The sequence below is a fragment of the Telluria beijingensis genome (assembly GCF_030770395.1).
Taxonomy (GTDB): Bacteria; Pseudomonadota; Gammaproteobacteria; order Burkholderiales; family Burkholderiaceae_D; genus Telluria; species Telluria beijingensis.
Genome location: NZ_CP132480.1, coordinates 2,700,175 through 2,717,125, shown reverse-complemented (window position 1 = coordinate 2,717,125; position 16,951 = coordinate 2,700,175). Strand labels below are relative to the sequence as shown.

Below are 16,951 nucleotides of genomic sequence, written 5' to 3'. Positions count from 1 at the left end.
CACGTCATTCCCGCGCAGGCGGGAATCCAAGTCCTTTCCGCCGCCATGCAATGGGACGTCAGCGGCAAAGCATGCAAACCTTGGATTCCCGCCTGCGCGGGAATGACGTGCCGGGGCAGTCGGTATCCGGACGCCGTTTTCTGTTCACACGGCACGCCCCGGAAACGGTAAAATCGAGGGTTTTCCGACAAGGGCCGCCCGCGGCCCGACTACAGGGCTCGATCATGGCCAACGACACCGACATCCCCAGCGACGACATTGACGTCGCCGCCCCCCGCCAGGCCGGCGCGACCGCGCGCGAAGTCGCGCGCCGCCGTACCTTCGGCATCATTTCCCACCCCGACGCTGGTAAGACCACGCTGACCGAGAAGCTGCTGCTGTTCTCGGGCGCGATCCAGCTGGCCGGTACCGTCAAGGGCCGCAAGAGCGGCCGCCACGCGACGTCCGACTGGATGGACATCGAAAAGCAGCGCGGCATCTCGGTCGCGTCCTCGGTGATGCAGTTCGAGTTCCGCGAGCACGTGATCAACCTGCTCGACACCCCGGGCCACCAGGACTTCTCGGAAGACACCTACCGCGTGCTGACCGCGGTCGACTCGGCCCTGATGGTGATCGACGCCGCCAAGGGCGTCGAGGAACAGACCATCAAGCTGCTCGACGTCTGCCGCATGCGCGACACCCCGATCGTCACCTTCATGAACAAGATGGACCGCGAGACCCGCGATCCGCTCGAACTGCTGGACGAAGTCGAATCGGTGCTCAAGATCGAGTGCGCGCCGGTGACCTGGCCGATCGGCATGGGCAAGAACTTCCGCGGCGTGTACCACCTGCTGAAGGACGAGATCATGCTGTTCAAGGCCGGCGAAGAAAAGGCCGACGGCGCCTTCGAGATCGTCAAGGGCATCGACAACCCGAAGCTGGCCGAGATGTTCCCGCTCGAGATCGAGCAACTGAAGATGGAAGTGGAGCTGGTGCACGGCGCCTCGCATGTGTTCGACCTCGAGCGCTTCCTGTCGGGCGTGCAGACGCCGGTGTTCTTCGGCTCCGCGATCAACAACTTCGGCGTGCGCGAGATCCTGTCGGCCCTGGTCGACTGGGCCCCGGCGCCGCGCGAACGCGACGCCACCGTGCGCGCGGTCGAGCCGACCGAACCGAAGTTTTCGGGCTTCGTGTTCAAGATCCAGGCCAATATGGACCCGGCCCACCGCGACCGCATCGCTTTCCTGCGCGTGTGTTCGGGACGCTTCGAGAAGGGCATGAAGGTCAAGCACCTGCGCCTGGGCCGCGAGGTCAAATTGTCGTCGGTCGTGACCTTCATGGCTTCGAGCCGCGAGCAGGTCGAGGAAGCCTATGCCGGCGACATCATCGGCTTGCCGAACCACGGCAATATGCAGATCGGCGACAGCTTCTCGGAAGGCGAGATGCTGACCTTCACCGGCATCCCGTACTTCGCCCCCGACCTGTTCCGCACGGTGCGGATCCGCAATCCGCTCAAGGTCAAGCAGTTGCACAAAGGCTTGCAGCAGCTGGGCGAGGAGGGCGCGGTGCAGGTCTTCAAGCCGGTGCTGGGCTCGGACCTGATCCTGGGCGCGGTCGGCGTGCTGCAGTTCGAGGTCGTGGCCAGCCGCCTGCTCAACGAGTATGGCGTGGACGCGGTGTTCGAAAGCAGCAGCATCAGCAGCGCGCGCTGGATCTCGAGCGAGGACAAGAAATCGCTGGCCGACTTCGAGAACCAGCTGGGCCACCAGGTCGCGTATGACGCGGCCGGCAATATGGCCTTCCTGGCAACGTCCGGCGTCAACCTGCGCCTGACCCAGGAGCGCTGGCCCAAGCTGGTGTTCCACGCGACCCGCGAGCACGCGGCCAAGCTGGCCTGACGTTTCCGCCGCATCACGGCCCCGGCGGCGCCTCGACCTCGAGCGCCGCCAGGGTCTGGGTGCGCACCGCGCCGTCCGGCATGGTCAGGCGCAGCCGCACGGGCAGCCAGTCCCGCCCGGGCGCCAGCCACAGCTCCAGCCGTGGTTCGCCCTCGGGCGCCAGCTGCACAAGATGCAGCGCCTCCAGCGCGCCGATCCCGGTGTCGACCGTCTCCATCCCCATCACTTCGTAGCGTTCCTGGCGCGCGCCGCCGGCGGCGCCGATCCAGAACGCCAGCACCCCGCGCAGCTGGTCGGGGTTGGCGCGGCCGATGCCGGCCAGCTGCAGCAGCAGCGAGGCGCGGTCCTGGGCGCCGCCCGCCAGCTGGGCGCGCCGTGCGCCGGACTGCGAGACGATCACGCCGCGCGCGCGGTCGAATTCGGTCGTGGCGCGGCCCTCGCTGGCGCGCAGCGGCGCCAGGCCGCCGTCGTCCAGGCTGCCCTCACTCTCGAGTTCTCCCAGGATGCCGTCGACCGCGATACGGTAGCTGCGGCCGTCGGTGCGCCAGTCCAGGCGCGCGGCGCCGCCGTCGTCGGTGCGGTAGTCGATGCGGGCCGCGGGCGCGGGAGACACGCGGAACTGGCCGGGCATCGCGCCCGGCAGCAGCTCGCCGCCTGCGCTGGACTGGAGCGGGGCGAGTGCCGGCAGGGGGGCAGGTTCGGGCGCCGGTTCGGGTTCGGATACCGGTGCGGCTGCCTGCGCGCTGCGTGCCGGGACAGGCGCGGCGGGCGTCGCCGGCGCGCGGGCCTCGGCGCGTGCGAGCCGCACCGCGAGCGGCGCGGCGTCGAGCGGGTCGGCCGCGTACCGCGCGGGCAGCTCGAACCAGGCGAGGGCGCCCAGGTGCAGCAGCAGCGACAGCAGGCCAATGCCCAGCAGGCGCCGATGGCGCGCCAGGAAAACGGAGAATCTCATGGGCGCCAGTGTAGCGCGCGGGCGGGCAATGCGGTCAGAATCCCATGTTCAGGTTGGCCCTGACCTTGCTGCTGGAATTGGTCTCGCTCTGGAAGCGCCGGGCGGCGTGGCCATGGTTTTCGAAGGAGCCATCGACGGAGACTCGTTCGCTGACCTTGTAGCGGGCGCCGACCCCGGTGTACAGGCCGGTATCGACGCCGCGGTACATCCCGCGCCGGTTCTGGCTGTGCGCCACCCCCAGCTTGCCATAGGCCGTCACGCGCTCGCCCAGCGGCTGCGTGATCCTGGCGGCGACATGCGTATTGAAGCCGCGCAGGCCGATCGCGCCGGTGGTGTCCTCGGGATCACGTTCGTTGACGGGGCGGAAGCCCTGGTCGAGCACATTGACGTAGCCGGCTTCGAACGACAGGCCTGGCGCCACCGCGACGCCCATCAGCAGCCGCGGGTCGGTCTTGAACATGCCGGCGAACAGCCGGTCGTTCGGGTTCGCGTTCAGGTTGCCGCCATACACGCGCGGGTAGGTCTCGACGCGAGGTTCGCGCGGCGCCGAGAACACGCTGCGCGGGCGGGTGTCGGCCAGCGCCACCGGGGCCGCCGGTGTGTCCGGCTCCACGCGTTGCGCCTGGACCGGCGCGGCGGCGAACGCGATGGCGGCCAGGCAGAAGCGGCTTGCGTGCATGACGACTGCCTCAGAAACCCATCTTGAGGTTGGCCTTGATACCGTCGCGCACGTCCTTGAACTTGCTGGCGGCGTCGCCGTGGCGCACGAAGTCGCCGCTGACGGAGGTGCGCTTGTCGACCTTGAGCCTGGCCCCGGCGCCGGTGTACAGGCCGGTGTCGGAGGCGGCTTCCACGCGGCCGCTCCCCTTTTGCTCGGTGTACGCGATGCCGGCCTTGCCGTAGGCCGACAGCCCGTCTTTCTCTGGCAGCGCGTACTTGAGGGCGAGGTGGTTGCTCGAGCCTTTCTCGCCCAGGCCGATCGACGCATCGGCCGGCTTGCCGGCTTCGACCTTGTGCAGGCCGCGGTCCGGCAGGTTGAGGTAGCCGCCCTCGACGGCGACGTTGGGGGCTACCTCGACCCCGCCCAGCAGGCGCGGGTCGCGCCGCATGCCGGTGAACACGTGGTCGTTCGGCTGGGCCGCCACATCGCCGCCATACACGCGCGGATAGGGCTGGTGGCTGCCGGCGAAGGGATCCGGCCGTTCAGGCTTGTTGCGTTCGAGCTGGGCCGGCTGGCCGGGACCCGGCTCGGGCAGCAACTGGGCCTGGGCACCAGCGGCGGCCAGGGAGGCGAGCGTCAATACTGCGGTGCGCAGGGTCATCGGGATTCCTCGTGCGGTGGGTCGTGCAAGCATACCGCGATATAGCGCGCGCCGCTCATGCGGGTTGCATGCCTTGGTAAGCGGATGTTACCGGGATGCATACGCTGATGGTTGTGCCGGCGGGCGAACTGTCGATGTCCAGTGCGCCGCCGGCCAGGCGCGCCCGCTCGCGCATGCCCGGCAAGCCCCAGTGCCCCTGGCGCGCGCCACTGGCCAGGATCTCGGGCGCGATGCCGCGGCCGTCGTCGCTCACGCTCAGGTGCAGTTCGCCGGCGCGGTAGTCCAGCAGCAGCGTGACCTGGGTCGCCCGCGCGTGGTGGAAGGCATTCGACAGGGCTTCGCGGCCGATCGTGAACAGCTCGTCCTCGATCTCGGGATCGAGGCGGCGCGGCCGGCCGTGGTGGCGCTCGACGTAGTCCACGCCAGTCGCCGCCGCCAGCGCCAGGCCGGCGTCGGACAGCGCCTGCGCCAGGCAGCCCTGGCGCACGCCCGGCACCCGCAACTGGCGCACCCGTTCGCGGCCTTCGTCGATCACGTCCTCGGCGCGCGCCAGCACGTCCTCGACCTCGGCCCGCAGCCCAGTGTCGGGCGGGAGCCGGCCCATGAGGATGTGCATGCGCAGCACCAGCGCCTGGACGCTCTGCAGGAAGGTGTCGTGCAGGGTGCGCGCAATGCGTTCGCGCTCGCGGGTGCGCACCCGCATCTGCTCCTTCATGCGCGCCGCCAGCCGCGCCAGGCGCCAGCGGTGCAGCAGCCAGGCCGCGCCCAGCACGGCCAGCACGCAGGCCAGGCGGAACCACAGGGTCTGGTTCCAGGCCGGTTCGATGCGCAGTGCGACCCGGGCCGGCTGCGCGCTCCAGACGCCATCCTCGTTGGCGGCGCTGACCTCGAACCGGTAGTCGCCTGGGTCCAGGTTGGTATACACCGCCTGGCGCATGCCTCCCGCATCGCGCCAGGCCGCGTCCTGGCCGGTGAGCCGGTACCGGAAGCGCACCCGCTCCGGCATCGACAGCGCGCTGGCGGTGAAGTCGATCTCGAGCCGGTCGGTGCGCGGCGGCAGCGCCAGGCTGGCGGCCGGCGCATGGGTGCCCGCATTGCTGCGGATGGCGCCCAGCAGCACCGTCGGCGCGCGCGGGTTGCGCGCGATCCGGGCCGGATCGACGTGGCCGACCATGCTCGAGGTGGCGAACCACAGCCGGCCGTCGCCGGCCTGCACCAGCGAGGGCAGGGGCTGCATCTGGGCCGGCATGCCGCGGTGGCCGTCCAGATGGTCGAAGCGCTCGACCGCCACCTGCGTGGCGCGCGCATCCAGCGCGGTCTCGAGCTGCCCGGCGTCGATGCGGGCCAGGCCGCCGGTATCGTGCAGCCACAGCTCGCCGTCGGCGCGCTCGACGATGCCAGAGACGCCGCGCAGGCCACGGCCGCCGCGCTCGTCCAGGCTCATGAAGCGCGCGCCGTCGAACCAGGCCAGGCCGGCGTCGCCGCCGACCCAGAGCCGATCGCGGCCCGGGACGATGGCCAGCGCATTGCCGACCGCTAGCCCTTGCCCTGGCCCGTAGTGGCGGATGGCGGCGCCGTCCAGCACCGCGATATGGTTGTCGGTGTAGCCGAACCAGATCCGCCCCGCGCGGTCGCTGGCGATGGTGACCGCGGTGGGGCCGGCCAGTTCGGCGTGTCCGCCGCCTGGGTTCCAGGCGCCGTCGTGGAAGGTGTGGACCCCGTGCCCGATTACCGATACCCACAGCCGGCCCTCGGCATCGGTGCTCAATGCCTGGACGCTGCGTCCGGCCAGTGCGGGCGGCAACGGCCAGCGCCGGGTGACGCCTTCCTTTACCCGCCACAGGTGGGCGTCGTTGCCGAACCAGAGGGCGCCGTCGGCGGCGCGGTGGCTGGCGCTGACGTCGCGCACGGTGCTGGTGCGCCGCGATCCGTCCGGCGCCAGCACGAAGCTGGGGAAATCGAAGGTGCCGGCGCGGTCGGTATTGCCGATCCAGACTGCGCCGTCGTCGCCTGGCGTGACGCTCAGCGCCGGCACGAAGCCCGGCGGCAGCGCCACGCTCGACAGGCGGGCCTGGCGGATGCGGTCCACCCCGTTCGCGGTGGTGAACCACATATTGCCTTCGCGGTCGAGGAGCGTGGCGTTCAGGACCCCGTCGGTGAAGCCGGCGGCGGTGGCGAACTGGCGCACCAGCCTGCCCTCGGCATCGAGCAGTTGCACCGCCGCGCCGCTTGACACCCAGACGCCGCCGCGCGCATCGCCTTCGTAGCCGAGCAGCCGGGCGCCGCCATTGCGGATCCGGAATGGCGTGATCTGCCCGGTGGCCGGGTCGTACAGTGCGATGCCGGATGCGCGGCCGTTGACCAGGACCTTGCCGTCCGGCCGCAGGAAGCCGGCGCCGAGTTGCGGCTCGTCGAGCACCCGGGCGAAGCGGCGGCCGCCCGCGCGGGCGCCGGCCGGGCCGCGGTAGATCCCGTCGGGCAGGAAAACCAGTAAGCCGCCGTCGTCCAGCGTGAGGAAGCCGTGCGGCCGGCCTGGCGGGAGTCCGTCGGCCAGCCCGGCCTGGCGCCAGCGCTCGCCGTCCAGCCAGTGCAGGCCGGTGCCGCTGATCGCCCACATGGTGCCGTCGCCCGCGCGGCCAAAGCGGAATACCGTGGTGGGCGGCGAATCCTGGCCCAGGTAGTGATGCGCGCCGTCGGGCCTGATGCGGCTGATGTCGCCGAACTGGTAGCTGACCCAGAGGGTGTCGCCTTGGGCCGATACGGCCATCGTCTGCTGCGAGCGCAGCTTGTGGCCGTACACGCTGTCGTGGCGCACGAAGCGAACGCCGTCGAAGCTGTACAGGCCGTCGGTGGCGGCGAGCCACAGCAGGCCATTGCTGCCCTGGGTCAGTGAATACACGGCGGACGGGGCGCCGTCCGCGCGCGTCCACGAGGTGTGCTGGAGGTCGGCGGTCCAGGGCGGCGCGGCGGCGCCGGTCGCGGCGCATGGCGGCAGGGCCAGCATGGCCGCGATGAGGCACCGTGCCAGGCGTGCATGAAGCAGTGGCATGTGAGGTTTTCCGTAAAATTGTTTTGTATTTATGAGACGGATTCTTGCCCAAAACCATGCATGGCGGCAAGTCGTGGTTGCCGCAGGGCGCATGAACATGGGTCTTGCGCCGCCACAAGTGTGGCTGGGAACGCGGGCGTACATTGCTATATGCACTGGGAAATATTGCCTGTGACGAGAGGAGATTCATGACCACGCCGCCCGCCAATCGCCTTCCCGGACTGTCCATGCTGGCCCGCCTGCGCATCGGCCCCAAGCTGCTGCTCGCCCCGGGCACGGTCCTGCTATTGCTGCTGCTCCTGTCCTGCGCCGCCTATTACGCGCTGGCGCGCCAGAACGCCTCGCTCGAAGCGATCGTCGGCCAGCGCGCGGCCAGCATGCGCGCCGCCAGCAACCTGGCGGCGCAGTCGCAGAAGGCGCATGCCGACATCTACCGCCTCTTGAGCTGGATGGGCGGCAGCTTCCCGGTGGCGCGCACCGAACCGCTGCGCCAGGACATCCTGGCCCAGCACGGGCGCATCGACGCCGGCCTGGCGGCGCTGGCCCGGCATACCCTGACCGAGGCCGAGGACCGCCATGTCGAACAGGCGGCGCTGGCGCAGCGGCGCTATGCCCAGGCGGTGCGCGAGGTGATCGAGCTGGCGCCGCTGGACGGCTCGATCAGCGCCAACGCCATGCAGAAGGCCGAAAGCGCCTTCGCGCTGGTGGCGCAGCGCCTGGCCGACCTGGGCGCCCTCGAAGAAGCGCTGTCGCGCGAAGCGTCAAGCAGCGCCAAGGCCGACTTCCGGATGATCTCGGTCCTGATGCCGGCCGTGCTGCTGCTGGCGATCGGGCTGTCGCTGGCGATCACCTTCGCCGTGCGGCGCATCCTGCTGGACGAGATCCGCGCCATCGGACTGGCCGCCAGCGGCCTGGCCAGCGGCGACCTGACGGTGCGCCAGGGCGTCGATCACGACTACGGCGGCGACGAGATCGCCGACACCTCGCGCCAGCTCGACGCCAGCATCCGCAACCTGAACGGCACCTTGCGCGTGGTGCTCGAATCGGCGCGCCTGATCGGGGCCGCCTCGCGCGACATCAAGCTCGGCAGCTTGAGCCTGGGCAGCCGCGCGGTGTTCCGCGCCAGCGCGCTGGCCCATACCGAAAGCGCGCTGCGCGAACTGGCGGCCGGCTTCAAGCCGGGCGAGGCCGGCGAGGGCCAGGCTTCGCAGCTGGAAGACGTGGGGCAGGCGATCGTGCAGATGGACCAGGTGACGCGCCAGAACTGCACGCTGGTGGAGGAAGCCGCGAGCGCGGCGCGCATCCTGCAGATGCAGGCGCTGGTGCTGTCGCGCACCGTGGCGGGGTTCAGGCTGGATGAAGAAGGGGAGGCGCCGGCTGCGGCGCCGGTGCAGGATGCCGGCAAGGGCGATGCCGGCAGGAGCGATGGCGGCGACGATCCGGCGCGCGAGCGCCGGGGGGCGTCACGGGAACGCCGCCGCCATCAGGCCTCGCACCTGCGGCTCGCCTCGAGCCGCAAGTGACGGGGCACGGCGATCACTCGTAATCGCTGATCGGCGCGCAGCCGCAGAACAGGTTGCGGTCGCCGTACACATTGTCGGCCCGGCCGACCGGCGGCCAGTACTTCTTCTTGCGCAGGCCGGCGACCGGGAAGGCCGCCACTTCGCGGCTGTAGCCATGCTGCCAATCGTCGGCAGTGACCACTTCGGCGGTGTGCGGGGCGCCCTTGAGCGGGTTGTCCATGCGGTCGTACTCGCCGCGCTCGACCTTCACGATTTCGGCGTGGATGGTGATCATCGCCTCGATGAAGCGGTCGATCTCCGCCTTCGATTCCGACTCGGTCGGCTCGATCATCAAGGTGCCCGGCACCGGGAAGCTCATGGTCGGGGCGTGGAAGCCGAAGTCCATCAGGCGCTTGGCCACGTCTTCGTTGCTGATGCCGGTCTTGTCCTGCAGCGGACGCAGGTCGATGATGCACTCGTGGGCGACCAGGCCGTCGTGGCCCGCGTACAGCACCGGATAGTGCGGGGCCAGGCGGCGCGCGATGTAGTTGGCGTTCAGGATCGCCACTTCGGTGGCCGACGTGAGGCCTTCGGCGCCCATCATCGCGATATACATCCACGAGATCGGCAGGATCGAGGCCGAGCCGTAGGCGGCGGCGCTGACGGCGCCGATGCCGTTCTCGTCACGGACGTAGCCGGTCGACAGCTGGTTCGGCAGGAACTGCGCCAGGTGGGCGCCGACGCCGATCGGGCCGACGCCGGGGCCGCCGCCGCCGTGCGGGATGCAGAAGGTCTTGTGCAGGTTCAGGTGGCTGACGTCGCCGCCGAAGGCGCCCGGCGCGGCCAGGCCGACCAGCGCGTTCATGTTGGCGCCGTCGACATAGACCTGGCCGCCGTGCTGGTGCACGATCTCGCACAGTTCCTTGATGCCCTCCTCGAACACGCCGTGGGTCGACGGGTAGGTGACCATCACGCAGGCCAGGTCCTTGCTGTACTGCTCGGCCTTGGCTTTCAGGTCGACCAGGTCGACGTTGCCGTTGTCGTCGCAGGCGGTGACCACGACCTTCATGCCGACCATGCTGGCCGAGGCCGGGTTGGTGCCGTGGGCCGACGACGGGATCAGGCACACGTTGCGGTGGCCTTCGCCGCGCGACTCGTGGTATTTCTGGATCACCAGCAGGCCCGCGTACTCGCCCTGCGAGCCGGCGTTCGGCTGCAGCGAGATGGCGGCGTAGCCGGTGGCGGCGCACAGCATGGCTTCCAGCTGGGCGATCATCTCGCGGTAGCCGACGGTCTGCTCGTTCGGCGCCAGCGGGTGGACGTTCGAGAACTCGGGCCAGGTGACCGGCACCATCTCGGCGGTCGCGTTCAGCTTCATGGTGCACGAGCCGAGCGGGATCATGGTGCGGTCCAGCGCCAGGTCCTTGTCGGCCAGCGCGCGCAGGTAGCGCAGCATCTCGTGCTCGGCGTGGTAGCGGTTGAAGGTCGGGTGGGTCAGGTAGGCGCTGGTGCGGGCCAGCGCGGCCGGGAAGGCGTCGGCGGCATCGGCGTCGAGCTGGTCCAGGTCAATCGTCTTGCCGTTGCCGAACACGGCGAACAGGTTGGCCAGGTCGTCGCGGGTGACGGTTTCGTCGAGCGAGACGCCGACGGTGGTGGCGTCGACCTGGCGCAGGTTCAGGCCGCGGGCATTGGCTTGCTCGTGGATCGCGCCGGCATCCTGCACGCGCACGGTGACGGTGTCGAAGAAGGTCTGGTTGACCAGCTCGAAGCCCAGTTCCTGCAGGCCGGCGGCCAGGATCGCGGCCTGGCGGTGCACGCGGCGCGCGATGCGCTCGAGGCCTAGCGGGCCGTGGTAGACCGCGTACATGCCGGCCATCACGGCCAGCAGCACCTGCGCGGTGCAGATGTTCGAAGTCGCTTTTTCGCGGCGGATGTGCTGTTCGCGGGTCTGCAGGGCCAGGCGGTAGGCCGGGTTGCCCTGGGCGTCGACGGTGACGCCGACCAGGCGGCCCGACATGCTGCGCTTGAATTCGTCGCGGGTGGCCAGGTAGCCGGCGTGCGGGCCGCCGAAACCGAGCGGCACGCCGAAGCGCTGGCTATTGCCGACCACGACGTCGGCGCCCCATTCGCCCGGCGGGGTCAGGACGGTGAGCGCCAGCAGGTCGGCGGCCACGATGACCATCGCGCCGGCTGCATGCAGGTGCTCGACGGCGGCGCGGTAGTCGCGCACTTCACCATCCACGCCCGGGTATTGCAGCAGCACGCCGAAGCAGGTTTCTTCGAGTTTTTCGATGTCGGCGGGGGCAATGGTGCGCACTTCGACGCCGATCGGCTCGGCGCGGGTTTCGATGATCTCGCGGGTCTGCGGCAGCACGTCGTCGGCCACGTAGAACACCTTGGAGGCCGACTTGCCGACGCGCTGGATCAGCGTCATCGCTTCGGCGGCGGCGGTGCCTTCGTCCAGCATCGACGAGTTGGCGATGCCCATGCCGGTCAGGTCGGTGATCGCCTGCTGGAAGTTCAGGATGGCTTCCAGGCGGCCTTGCGAGATCTCTGGCTGGTACGGGGTGTAGGCGGTGTACCAGGCCGGGTTCTCGAAGATGTTGCGCAGGATGACCTTCGGCGTATGGGTGCCGTAGTAGCCCTGGCCGATCAGCGATTTGAGGACCTTGTTCTTCGACGCCAGGCCCTTGAGCAGCGCCAGCGCTTCTTCTTCGGTGCGCGGCTCGGCGAACTGGCCCAGGTCCAGCTTGTCCTTGCGGCGGATATTGGCCGGGACCACGGCGTCGATCAGGGCGGCGCGGGTCGCGTAGCCGAGGGTCGACAGCATGGCTGCCTGTTCGGATTCGGAGGGGCCGATATGGCGCGGGATGAACGAATCGCGTGCTTCAAGTTGGGTGAGGCTGGAGCGGGTCATGATGAGAAGAGAGTCTGGCGCCATCGCTGGCTGGATGAAGAATCGGGGGCCGGGGGGGCAGGTGCGCCGGATCGTGCCGGCCCGGCGCACCAGGGACGATCAGTGGTCGGTGGTCTTGCCGTAGGTGTCGGCGTCGAGCAGCTTGTCGTAGGCGGCGGCGTCGCTCGGGGCCAGCTTGAACAGCCAGGCGCCGTAAGCATCCTGGTTGATCGAGTCAGGAGCGTCGGCCACTGGCTGGTTGACGGCGGTGACGGTGCCCGACACCGGGGCGTAGATGTCGCTCGCGGCCTTGACCGATTCCACCACGGCGGCGTCGTCGCCGGCGGTGAAAGCCTTGCCGACCTGCGGCAGTTCGACGAACACGATGTCGCCCAGCGCGTCCTGCGCGTACTCGGTGATGCCCACGGTCAGGCTGCCGTCTTCTTCGCGGCGCACCCATTCATGGGATTCGGTGTATTTCAGGTCGGTAGGGATGTTCATGGAAACTCCTGAGGATGGTGGGGTTATCAGTATAGGTGTTTGTTATTACGGGGTGGCGATCAGGCGGCCAGCACTTTGCCGTTGCGCACGAACGGCAGCTTGACGACGCTGGCGGCCAGTTGCTTGTCGCGGATGATCACGTGCACGGTGTCGCCGACCGCGACATCCATCGGCACGCGCGCCAGGGCGATCGCCTGCTGCATGCTCGGGCTGAAGGTGCCGCTGGTGATCTCGCCTTCCAGGCCGGATGCGGCCACCACTTTCTGGTGAGCGCGCAGGATGCCGCCTTTCTCGCGCAGGATCAGGCCGACGAATTGCGCGCCCTGGCCCTTGGCCTGCAGGGCGGCCTTGCCGATGAAGTCGCGTTCGGACACGAGGTCGACGGTCCAGGCCAGGCCGGCGTCGAGCGGATTCACGCTGTCGTCCATGTCCTGGCCGTACAGGTTCATGCCGGCTTCCAGGCGCAGCGTATCGCGCGCGCCGAGGCCGGCCGGCTTGACGCCGGCGGCGAGCAGGGCATTCCACAGCGCTTCGGCCTGGGTGGCGGGCACGCCGATCTCGAAGCCGTCCTCGCCGGTATAGCCGGTACGCGCGACCATGGCTTCGCCGAAGGCGGTATCAGGCACGATGGCGGCATTGAAGGGCTTGATGTTCTCGGTCGCCGCCTGGGTGGTCGGCAGCACCTGCCACACCTTGGCGCGGGCGTTCGGTCCTTGCACGGCGATGAGGGCGATCGGCTCATTGCCGTCGCGCCGCTGGATAATCGTCAAGCCGTTGCCGGTGGCGGCATTCTGCTGCTCCATCCACGCCACGTCCTTGTCGGCGGTGCCGGCATTGACGACGATGCGGAACCAGTCCTCGGCCAGGAAATAGACGATCAGGTCATCGATGACGCCGCCTTCCGGATTGAGCATGCACGAGTACAGCGCCTTGCCCGGTACCTGCAGCTTGTCGACGTTATTGGCGAGCAGTCCGCGCAGGAAAGTACGCGCATTGGCGCCCTTGACCTCGACGACGCACATATGGGACACATCGAACATGCCGGCGTCGCTACGCACGGCATTGTGCTCCTCGATCTGCGACCCGTAATTGACAGGCATGTCCCAGCCGCCGAAATCGACCATCTTGGCGCCGAGTGCGCGGTGAGCGGAATTGAGCGGGGTCGCTTTGAGCGTCATGGAATCCTCAGGACAATAAAAGGGTAGATAGAGGAACACGGCGAATCGCCGTGCACCATCGCCCCCTCTGTCCTTGGTACCTGAGAGATAGCGGCTGGCGCCGCTTGCCCCTTCGGTGGGCCGCATCGCGGCCTCTCTCCAGAGTTGATCCGGCCGCGCCATGCGCCGCCGTTCCCTGACCGGTCCTTTTGCCTGAGAGTTTATGGGTAAGTGCCCCTTCGGCGGCAGCGTTCGCTGCGCTCTCCCGATCAAGACTGCGGAGGATATGCCACCCCGCCACCCCTGTCAACCACACAAGCCATTGCCCCCACCCCCTAACCCAACAATGAGGGTCAGAGTAAAATTCTTTGACAACTTTCGAAGTTGCTCATTAATTCTACACTGACCCTATTTAATTTATGGTGGCTGCGGCAACGAAAGCCGTGCATTTAGAAAATAGTGTGACCCATGGAATGAACTCATCAATTTGGTAGCGCTATACCAGCCCAAATTAAATAGGGTCGGAGTCGAATTGTTTGACAACTTTGGGGAATTGCCCAACAAATCTACTCTGACCCTCATTGTTGAATTGCTTGGGGGTATTGCTGCGCACTATTGGGATGGGGCGGTGGGGGTGTCTGTCGTGATTTGCTACACTTGTTCCACTTATTTTGTAGGCGGGAACAAACTATGAGCGAAGAAAAAACTCTGCAGGAGAAAGAAGGCTGGTTCACGCTGTCGGGCGATGTCAATAGCGATATGGTGCATCGGATGTTCGAGGCGGTGGCGGCGATGACCGAGGATGGGATCGATACTGCCCACGTGCTCTTGCAGTCGAATGGCGGGTATGTCAGCGATGGACTGTGCCTGTATAACTTCATGGCCAGTTCGCCGATCAAGTTTGTGATGTATAACGCCGGGGCGGTCGCGTCGATTGCTGTGGTGCTTTATCTTGCTGGGTCGCGCCGCTATGCCAGCGAGACGGCGCGGTTCATGATCCATAAGTCGCATGCGACGGCGTCGCCGGGGTCGCGGCCGGATGCCTTGAATATCATCGTCGAGGGGTTGCGCGCGGACGATGCGCGGACCGAGGCCATCCTGCGCAAGGAGATCGAACTGGCGCCCGAGCAGTGGAGCGTGCACCAGTATGGCGACCTGCACTTGACGGCGCGCGACGCCAAGAACGCCAAGATGATCCACGAGGTGCAGGACTTCGCGCCGCCGAAAGGGGCGATCCTGCGGAATATTTGAGCGCGCGAACCCCGGCGCGCGCCTGTTCGCATTGCGCTTTGGTGTGATGGGTCATTGCTGCGGGGTAAGAATGTGGCAGAATAGGGGCTTGCCTCACTTCGCCGAACCGTCATGGCCACCCCATCCGCCCAGACTTCCGCCGCGCGCAAGGCCGCCGCCGCCCAGCAGGCGGCGCTGGCCGAGCTGGTCGATATCGCGCGCCGCCATGCCGAGGCCGGCCTCGCGGACATGGCGCGGCGCGTGGTGTCCGCGCTGCTGGACCTGACCGCGGCCGGCCCCGAACCCGCCGCCGTCATGCGGCGCGTCAAGTCGGGCAATCTGCTCAAGGATAACGCCTACGCCTTCACCCACCTGGCCACGGACGAAATCGCGGCCGCCCTGCGCCAGCAGGTCGCCAGCCTGGTCCCGCTGGATGCCGCGGCCCCGGCCGGCCCGGTCGAACTCAGCCTGGTGCCGCTGGAGCAGATCGACCAGCAGATGGCGCTCGGCGCCGTCAGCCGCCCCTTCGACCTGCAGCACTCCGAAGGCCTGGCCACGCTCGGCGTGCGCCTCGGCCTGCTGCTCGGGCGCGACCTGGTGCGCGCCACCCACAATCCCTTCCGCCCCGACGTCTTCCTGGCCGCCGTGCACGCGGCCTGGCGCCAGTTCGAGCCCGATCCCGAGGCCCATGGCCTGCTGGTGCCGCTGCTGCGTCCCGGCCTGATGTTCGACCTGGGGCCGTTGTACGAGGCCTTGACCGAGGCGCTGAAGGCGCGCAAGGGGGCGGATGGCGATACCCGCTTCAGCAAGACCGACGACCGCGCCGCGCGCCAGGCCGAGCGCGCGCGGCGCGAAGCGGCGCTGGCCCAGGGCCTGCGCCAGCTGTTCGATCCGGCCCTGGCGGTGCCCGAGATCCCGAACCTGCCGCAGGGTAGCGGCGGCTGGCGTCCCAGCGCGGCGTCCGGTTTCCCGATGGCGCCGTTCGAAGCGGATAGCCAGGCGGCGCCCGCGGCTGGCGCGCAGCCCGGCGCGGGCTTCGTCCAGCGCGCGATGGGGCCAGGACCAGGGGCAGGACCAGGATCGGGTCCGGGCCCGGGCGCGGGCGCCTACCAGGGGCCGGCCGGCGCCGCTGCGTCGATGCCGGCAGCCCAGCCCCTGATCGACCTGCTCGCCCGCCACGGCGCCGCCGGCGCGGACGCGGCGCCTGGCGTGTTCTACCTGCCCCACCTGCGCGCCAGCCTGCCGCAAGGCGCGCTGTCGCGCGGCGACGCCACCACGCTCGACCTGCTGTCGCGGGTCTTCGGCAGCGTGCTGGAAGACGACGGCGTGACGCCCGAGACGCGCGAACTGATCGGCCACCTGCAATTGCCGGTGCTGCGCACCGCACTGCGCGACCGCAGCTTCTTCTACCAGGAAGCGCACCCGGCGCGGCGCCTGCTCGACCTGCTGTCGCAGGCCGGCTGGGAGCGTCCGCTCGGCCAGGACGATCCGGTCTACCGCGCCATGCGCAGCAGCGTCGAGCGGGTGCGCGACCAGGACCAGCCGGAATTCGGCGCCGCCCTGGCCGAGCTGGAAGCCGGCCTGGCCGCCCGCGACAGCGCCGAGCAGGCCGGATTGGAAGCGCCGATCCTCGACGCCACCCGGCGCGAAAAGCGCGCCGCCGCCGAGCGCTCGGCCCAGCGCGCGATCGCCCTGCGCCTGGCGGGCGAGCAGGTGATGCCGGCCGTGTCGGGCTTTTTGGAAGGACGCTGGACCGCCGCGCTGGCGCTGGCCTACACGATCGAGGACAGCCGCCCGGGCGCGATCGACAATGCCACCCGCACCATGGAAGACCTGATCTGGAGCGTCAAGCCAAAACAGACCCAGGAACAGCGCAAGGCCCTGATCGCGCGCCTGCCGGCACTGCTGGCAAGCCTCAACAACTGGCTCGATGCGACCCGCTGGCAGGATGCCGAGCGATTGCAGTTCTTCGCCGAGCTGGCCGAGTGCCACGCGTCGATCGTGCGCGCGCCGATCGAACTGTCGCCAGAGCGCCAGCTCGAACTGGCGCTCGAGGCGGCGCAGCAGGACGCGCTGCGGCGCGTGGCGCGCGAACAGGAACAAGCCCGGCTCCAGGACGAAGAAGAGCAGGCCGCGGCGCGCGACCCGGCGGCGGCCAGCCTGGCCAGCCTGGAGCGCGGCATGCGGCTCGAGCTGCTCGAGGGAGAAATCGTGCGCAAGGTGCGCCTGGCCTGGGTCAGTCCGCTGCGCACCCTGTTCATCTTCTCGGGCGCCGGCCGCCAGGAAGCCTTTTCGCTGCCGGCCGCGCGCCTGGGCGAGCTGCTACGGGAAGGCGCGATGCGCGTGGTGGCGGCCGAGGGCGTGGTCGGCCGCATCCTGAGCGCGGCGGTGGGGCCGGGCGCGGTCAACGACGCGGCGCCGGCCGCCGCGCCCGTCCGCACGGCGTGACCTGGGCGCCGGGCCAT

At 69.0% G+C, this 16,951-nt stretch carries 11 protein-coding genes and 2 riboswitches; of the genes, 4 read left to right on the top strand and 7 right to left on the bottom strand.

Annotated features, from left to right (window positions below; all coding sequences use genetic code 11):
* The first annotated feature begins 224 nt into the window (after positions 1 to 224).
* Positions 225 to 1,877, top strand: a complete 1,653-nt coding sequence (locus Q9246_RS12090) for a peptide chain release factor 3 (protein WP_306397791.1) — start codon at positions 225 to 227, stop codon at positions 1,875 to 1,877.
* Between the two features lie 13 nt (positions 1,878 to 1,890).
* Here the strand turns inward: Q9246_RS12090 and Q9246_RS12085 are convergent, their stop codons facing one another.
* Genes Q9246_RS12085 through Q9246_RS12070 form a run of 4 tightly spaced genes read right to left on the bottom strand, consistent with a single transcriptional unit; the run spans position 1,891 to position 7,200 of the window.
* A complete protein-coding gene (locus Q9246_RS12085; RefSeq protein ID WP_306397790.1) occupies positions 1,891 to 2,829 on the bottom strand; it encodes a DUF3108 domain-containing protein in 939 nt (312 codons plus the stop codon).
* Between the two features lie 34 nt (positions 2,830 to 2,863).
* Positions 2,864 to 3,508, bottom strand: coding sequence for a porin family protein (locus Q9246_RS12080; RefSeq protein WP_306397789.1), 645 nt, complete (start codon positions 3,506 to 3,508; stop codon positions 2,864 to 2,866).
* A gap of 10 nt (positions 3,509 to 3,518) precedes the next feature.
* Positions 3,519 to 4,151 carry an outer membrane beta-barrel protein gene (locus tag Q9246_RS12075; RefSeq protein ID WP_306397788.1) on the bottom strand — a complete coding sequence of 211 codons (633 nt, stop codon included), beginning with the start codon at positions 4,149 to 4,151 and terminating at the stop codon, positions 3,519 to 3,521.
* 55 nt (positions 4,152 to 4,206) lie between these two features.
* Entirely contained in the window at positions 4,207 to 7,200 is a 2,994-nt protein-coding gene (locus tag Q9246_RS12070; protein ID WP_306397787.1) for a sensor histidine kinase, read from the bottom strand.
* Positions 7,201 to 7,388: 188 nt separating this feature from the next.
* On the opposite strand from Q9246_RS12070, the gene Q9246_RS12065 reads away from it, so the two are divergent.
* The gene (locus Q9246_RS12065) at positions 7,389 to 8,723 is read left to right on the top strand and encodes an MCP four helix bundle domain-containing protein (RefSeq protein ID WP_306397786.1); all 1,335 of its coding nucleotides are present in this window, start codon (positions 7,389 to 7,391) and stop codon (positions 8,721 to 8,723) included.
* Between the two features lie 13 nt (positions 8,724 to 8,736).
* Here the strand turns inward: Q9246_RS12065 and gcvP are convergent, their stop codons facing one another.
* The 3 genes from gcvP to gcvT form a co-directional block, all read right to left on the bottom strand.
* A complete protein-coding gene (gene gcvP / locus Q9246_RS12060) occupies positions 8,737 to 11,619 on the bottom strand; it encodes an aminomethyl-transferring glycine dehydrogenase (RefSeq protein ID WP_306397785.1) in 2,883 nt (960 codons plus the stop codon).
* A 99-nt stretch (positions 11,620 to 11,718) separates the two neighbouring features.
* Positions 11,719 to 12,099: a glycine cleavage system protein GcvH gene (gene gcvH / locus Q9246_RS12055; RefSeq protein WP_306397784.1), complete on the bottom strand. Its 381-nt coding sequence runs from the start codon at positions 12,097 to 12,099 to the stop codon at positions 11,719 to 11,721.
* A gap of 59 nt (positions 12,100 to 12,158) precedes the next feature.
* On the bottom strand, positions 12,159 to 13,277 hold the full coding sequence (gene gcvT / locus Q9246_RS12050) for a glycine cleavage system aminomethyltransferase GcvT (RefSeq protein ID WP_306397783.1): 1,119 nt from the start codon (positions 13,275 to 13,277) through the stop codon (positions 12,159 to 12,161).
* Positions 13,278 to 13,334: 57 nt separating this feature from the next.
* A riboswitch (glycine riboswitch) is annotated at positions 13,335 to 13,429 on the bottom strand.
* An 18-nt stretch (positions 13,430 to 13,447) separates the two neighbouring features.
* Positions 13,448 to 13,534, bottom strand: a riboswitch (glycine riboswitch).
* 412 nt (positions 13,535 to 13,946) lie between these two features.
* On the opposite strand from gcvT, the gene Q9246_RS12045 reads away from it, so the two are divergent.
* Together Q9246_RS12045 and Q9246_RS12040 are read left to right on the top strand one after the other, a co-directional pair.
* Positions 13,947 to 14,507 carry an ATP-dependent Clp protease proteolytic subunit gene (locus tag Q9246_RS12045; RefSeq protein WP_306397782.1) on the top strand — a complete coding sequence of 187 codons (561 nt, stop codon included), beginning with the start codon at positions 13,947 to 13,949 and terminating at the stop codon, positions 14,505 to 14,507.
* A gap of 111 nt (positions 14,508 to 14,618) precedes the next feature.
* Positions 14,619 to 16,934: a DUF1631 family protein gene (locus Q9246_RS12040; RefSeq protein ID WP_306397781.1), complete on the top strand. Its 2,316-nt coding sequence runs from the start codon at positions 14,619 to 14,621 to the stop codon at positions 16,932 to 16,934.
* Positions 16,935 to 16,951: the final 17 nt, after the last annotated feature.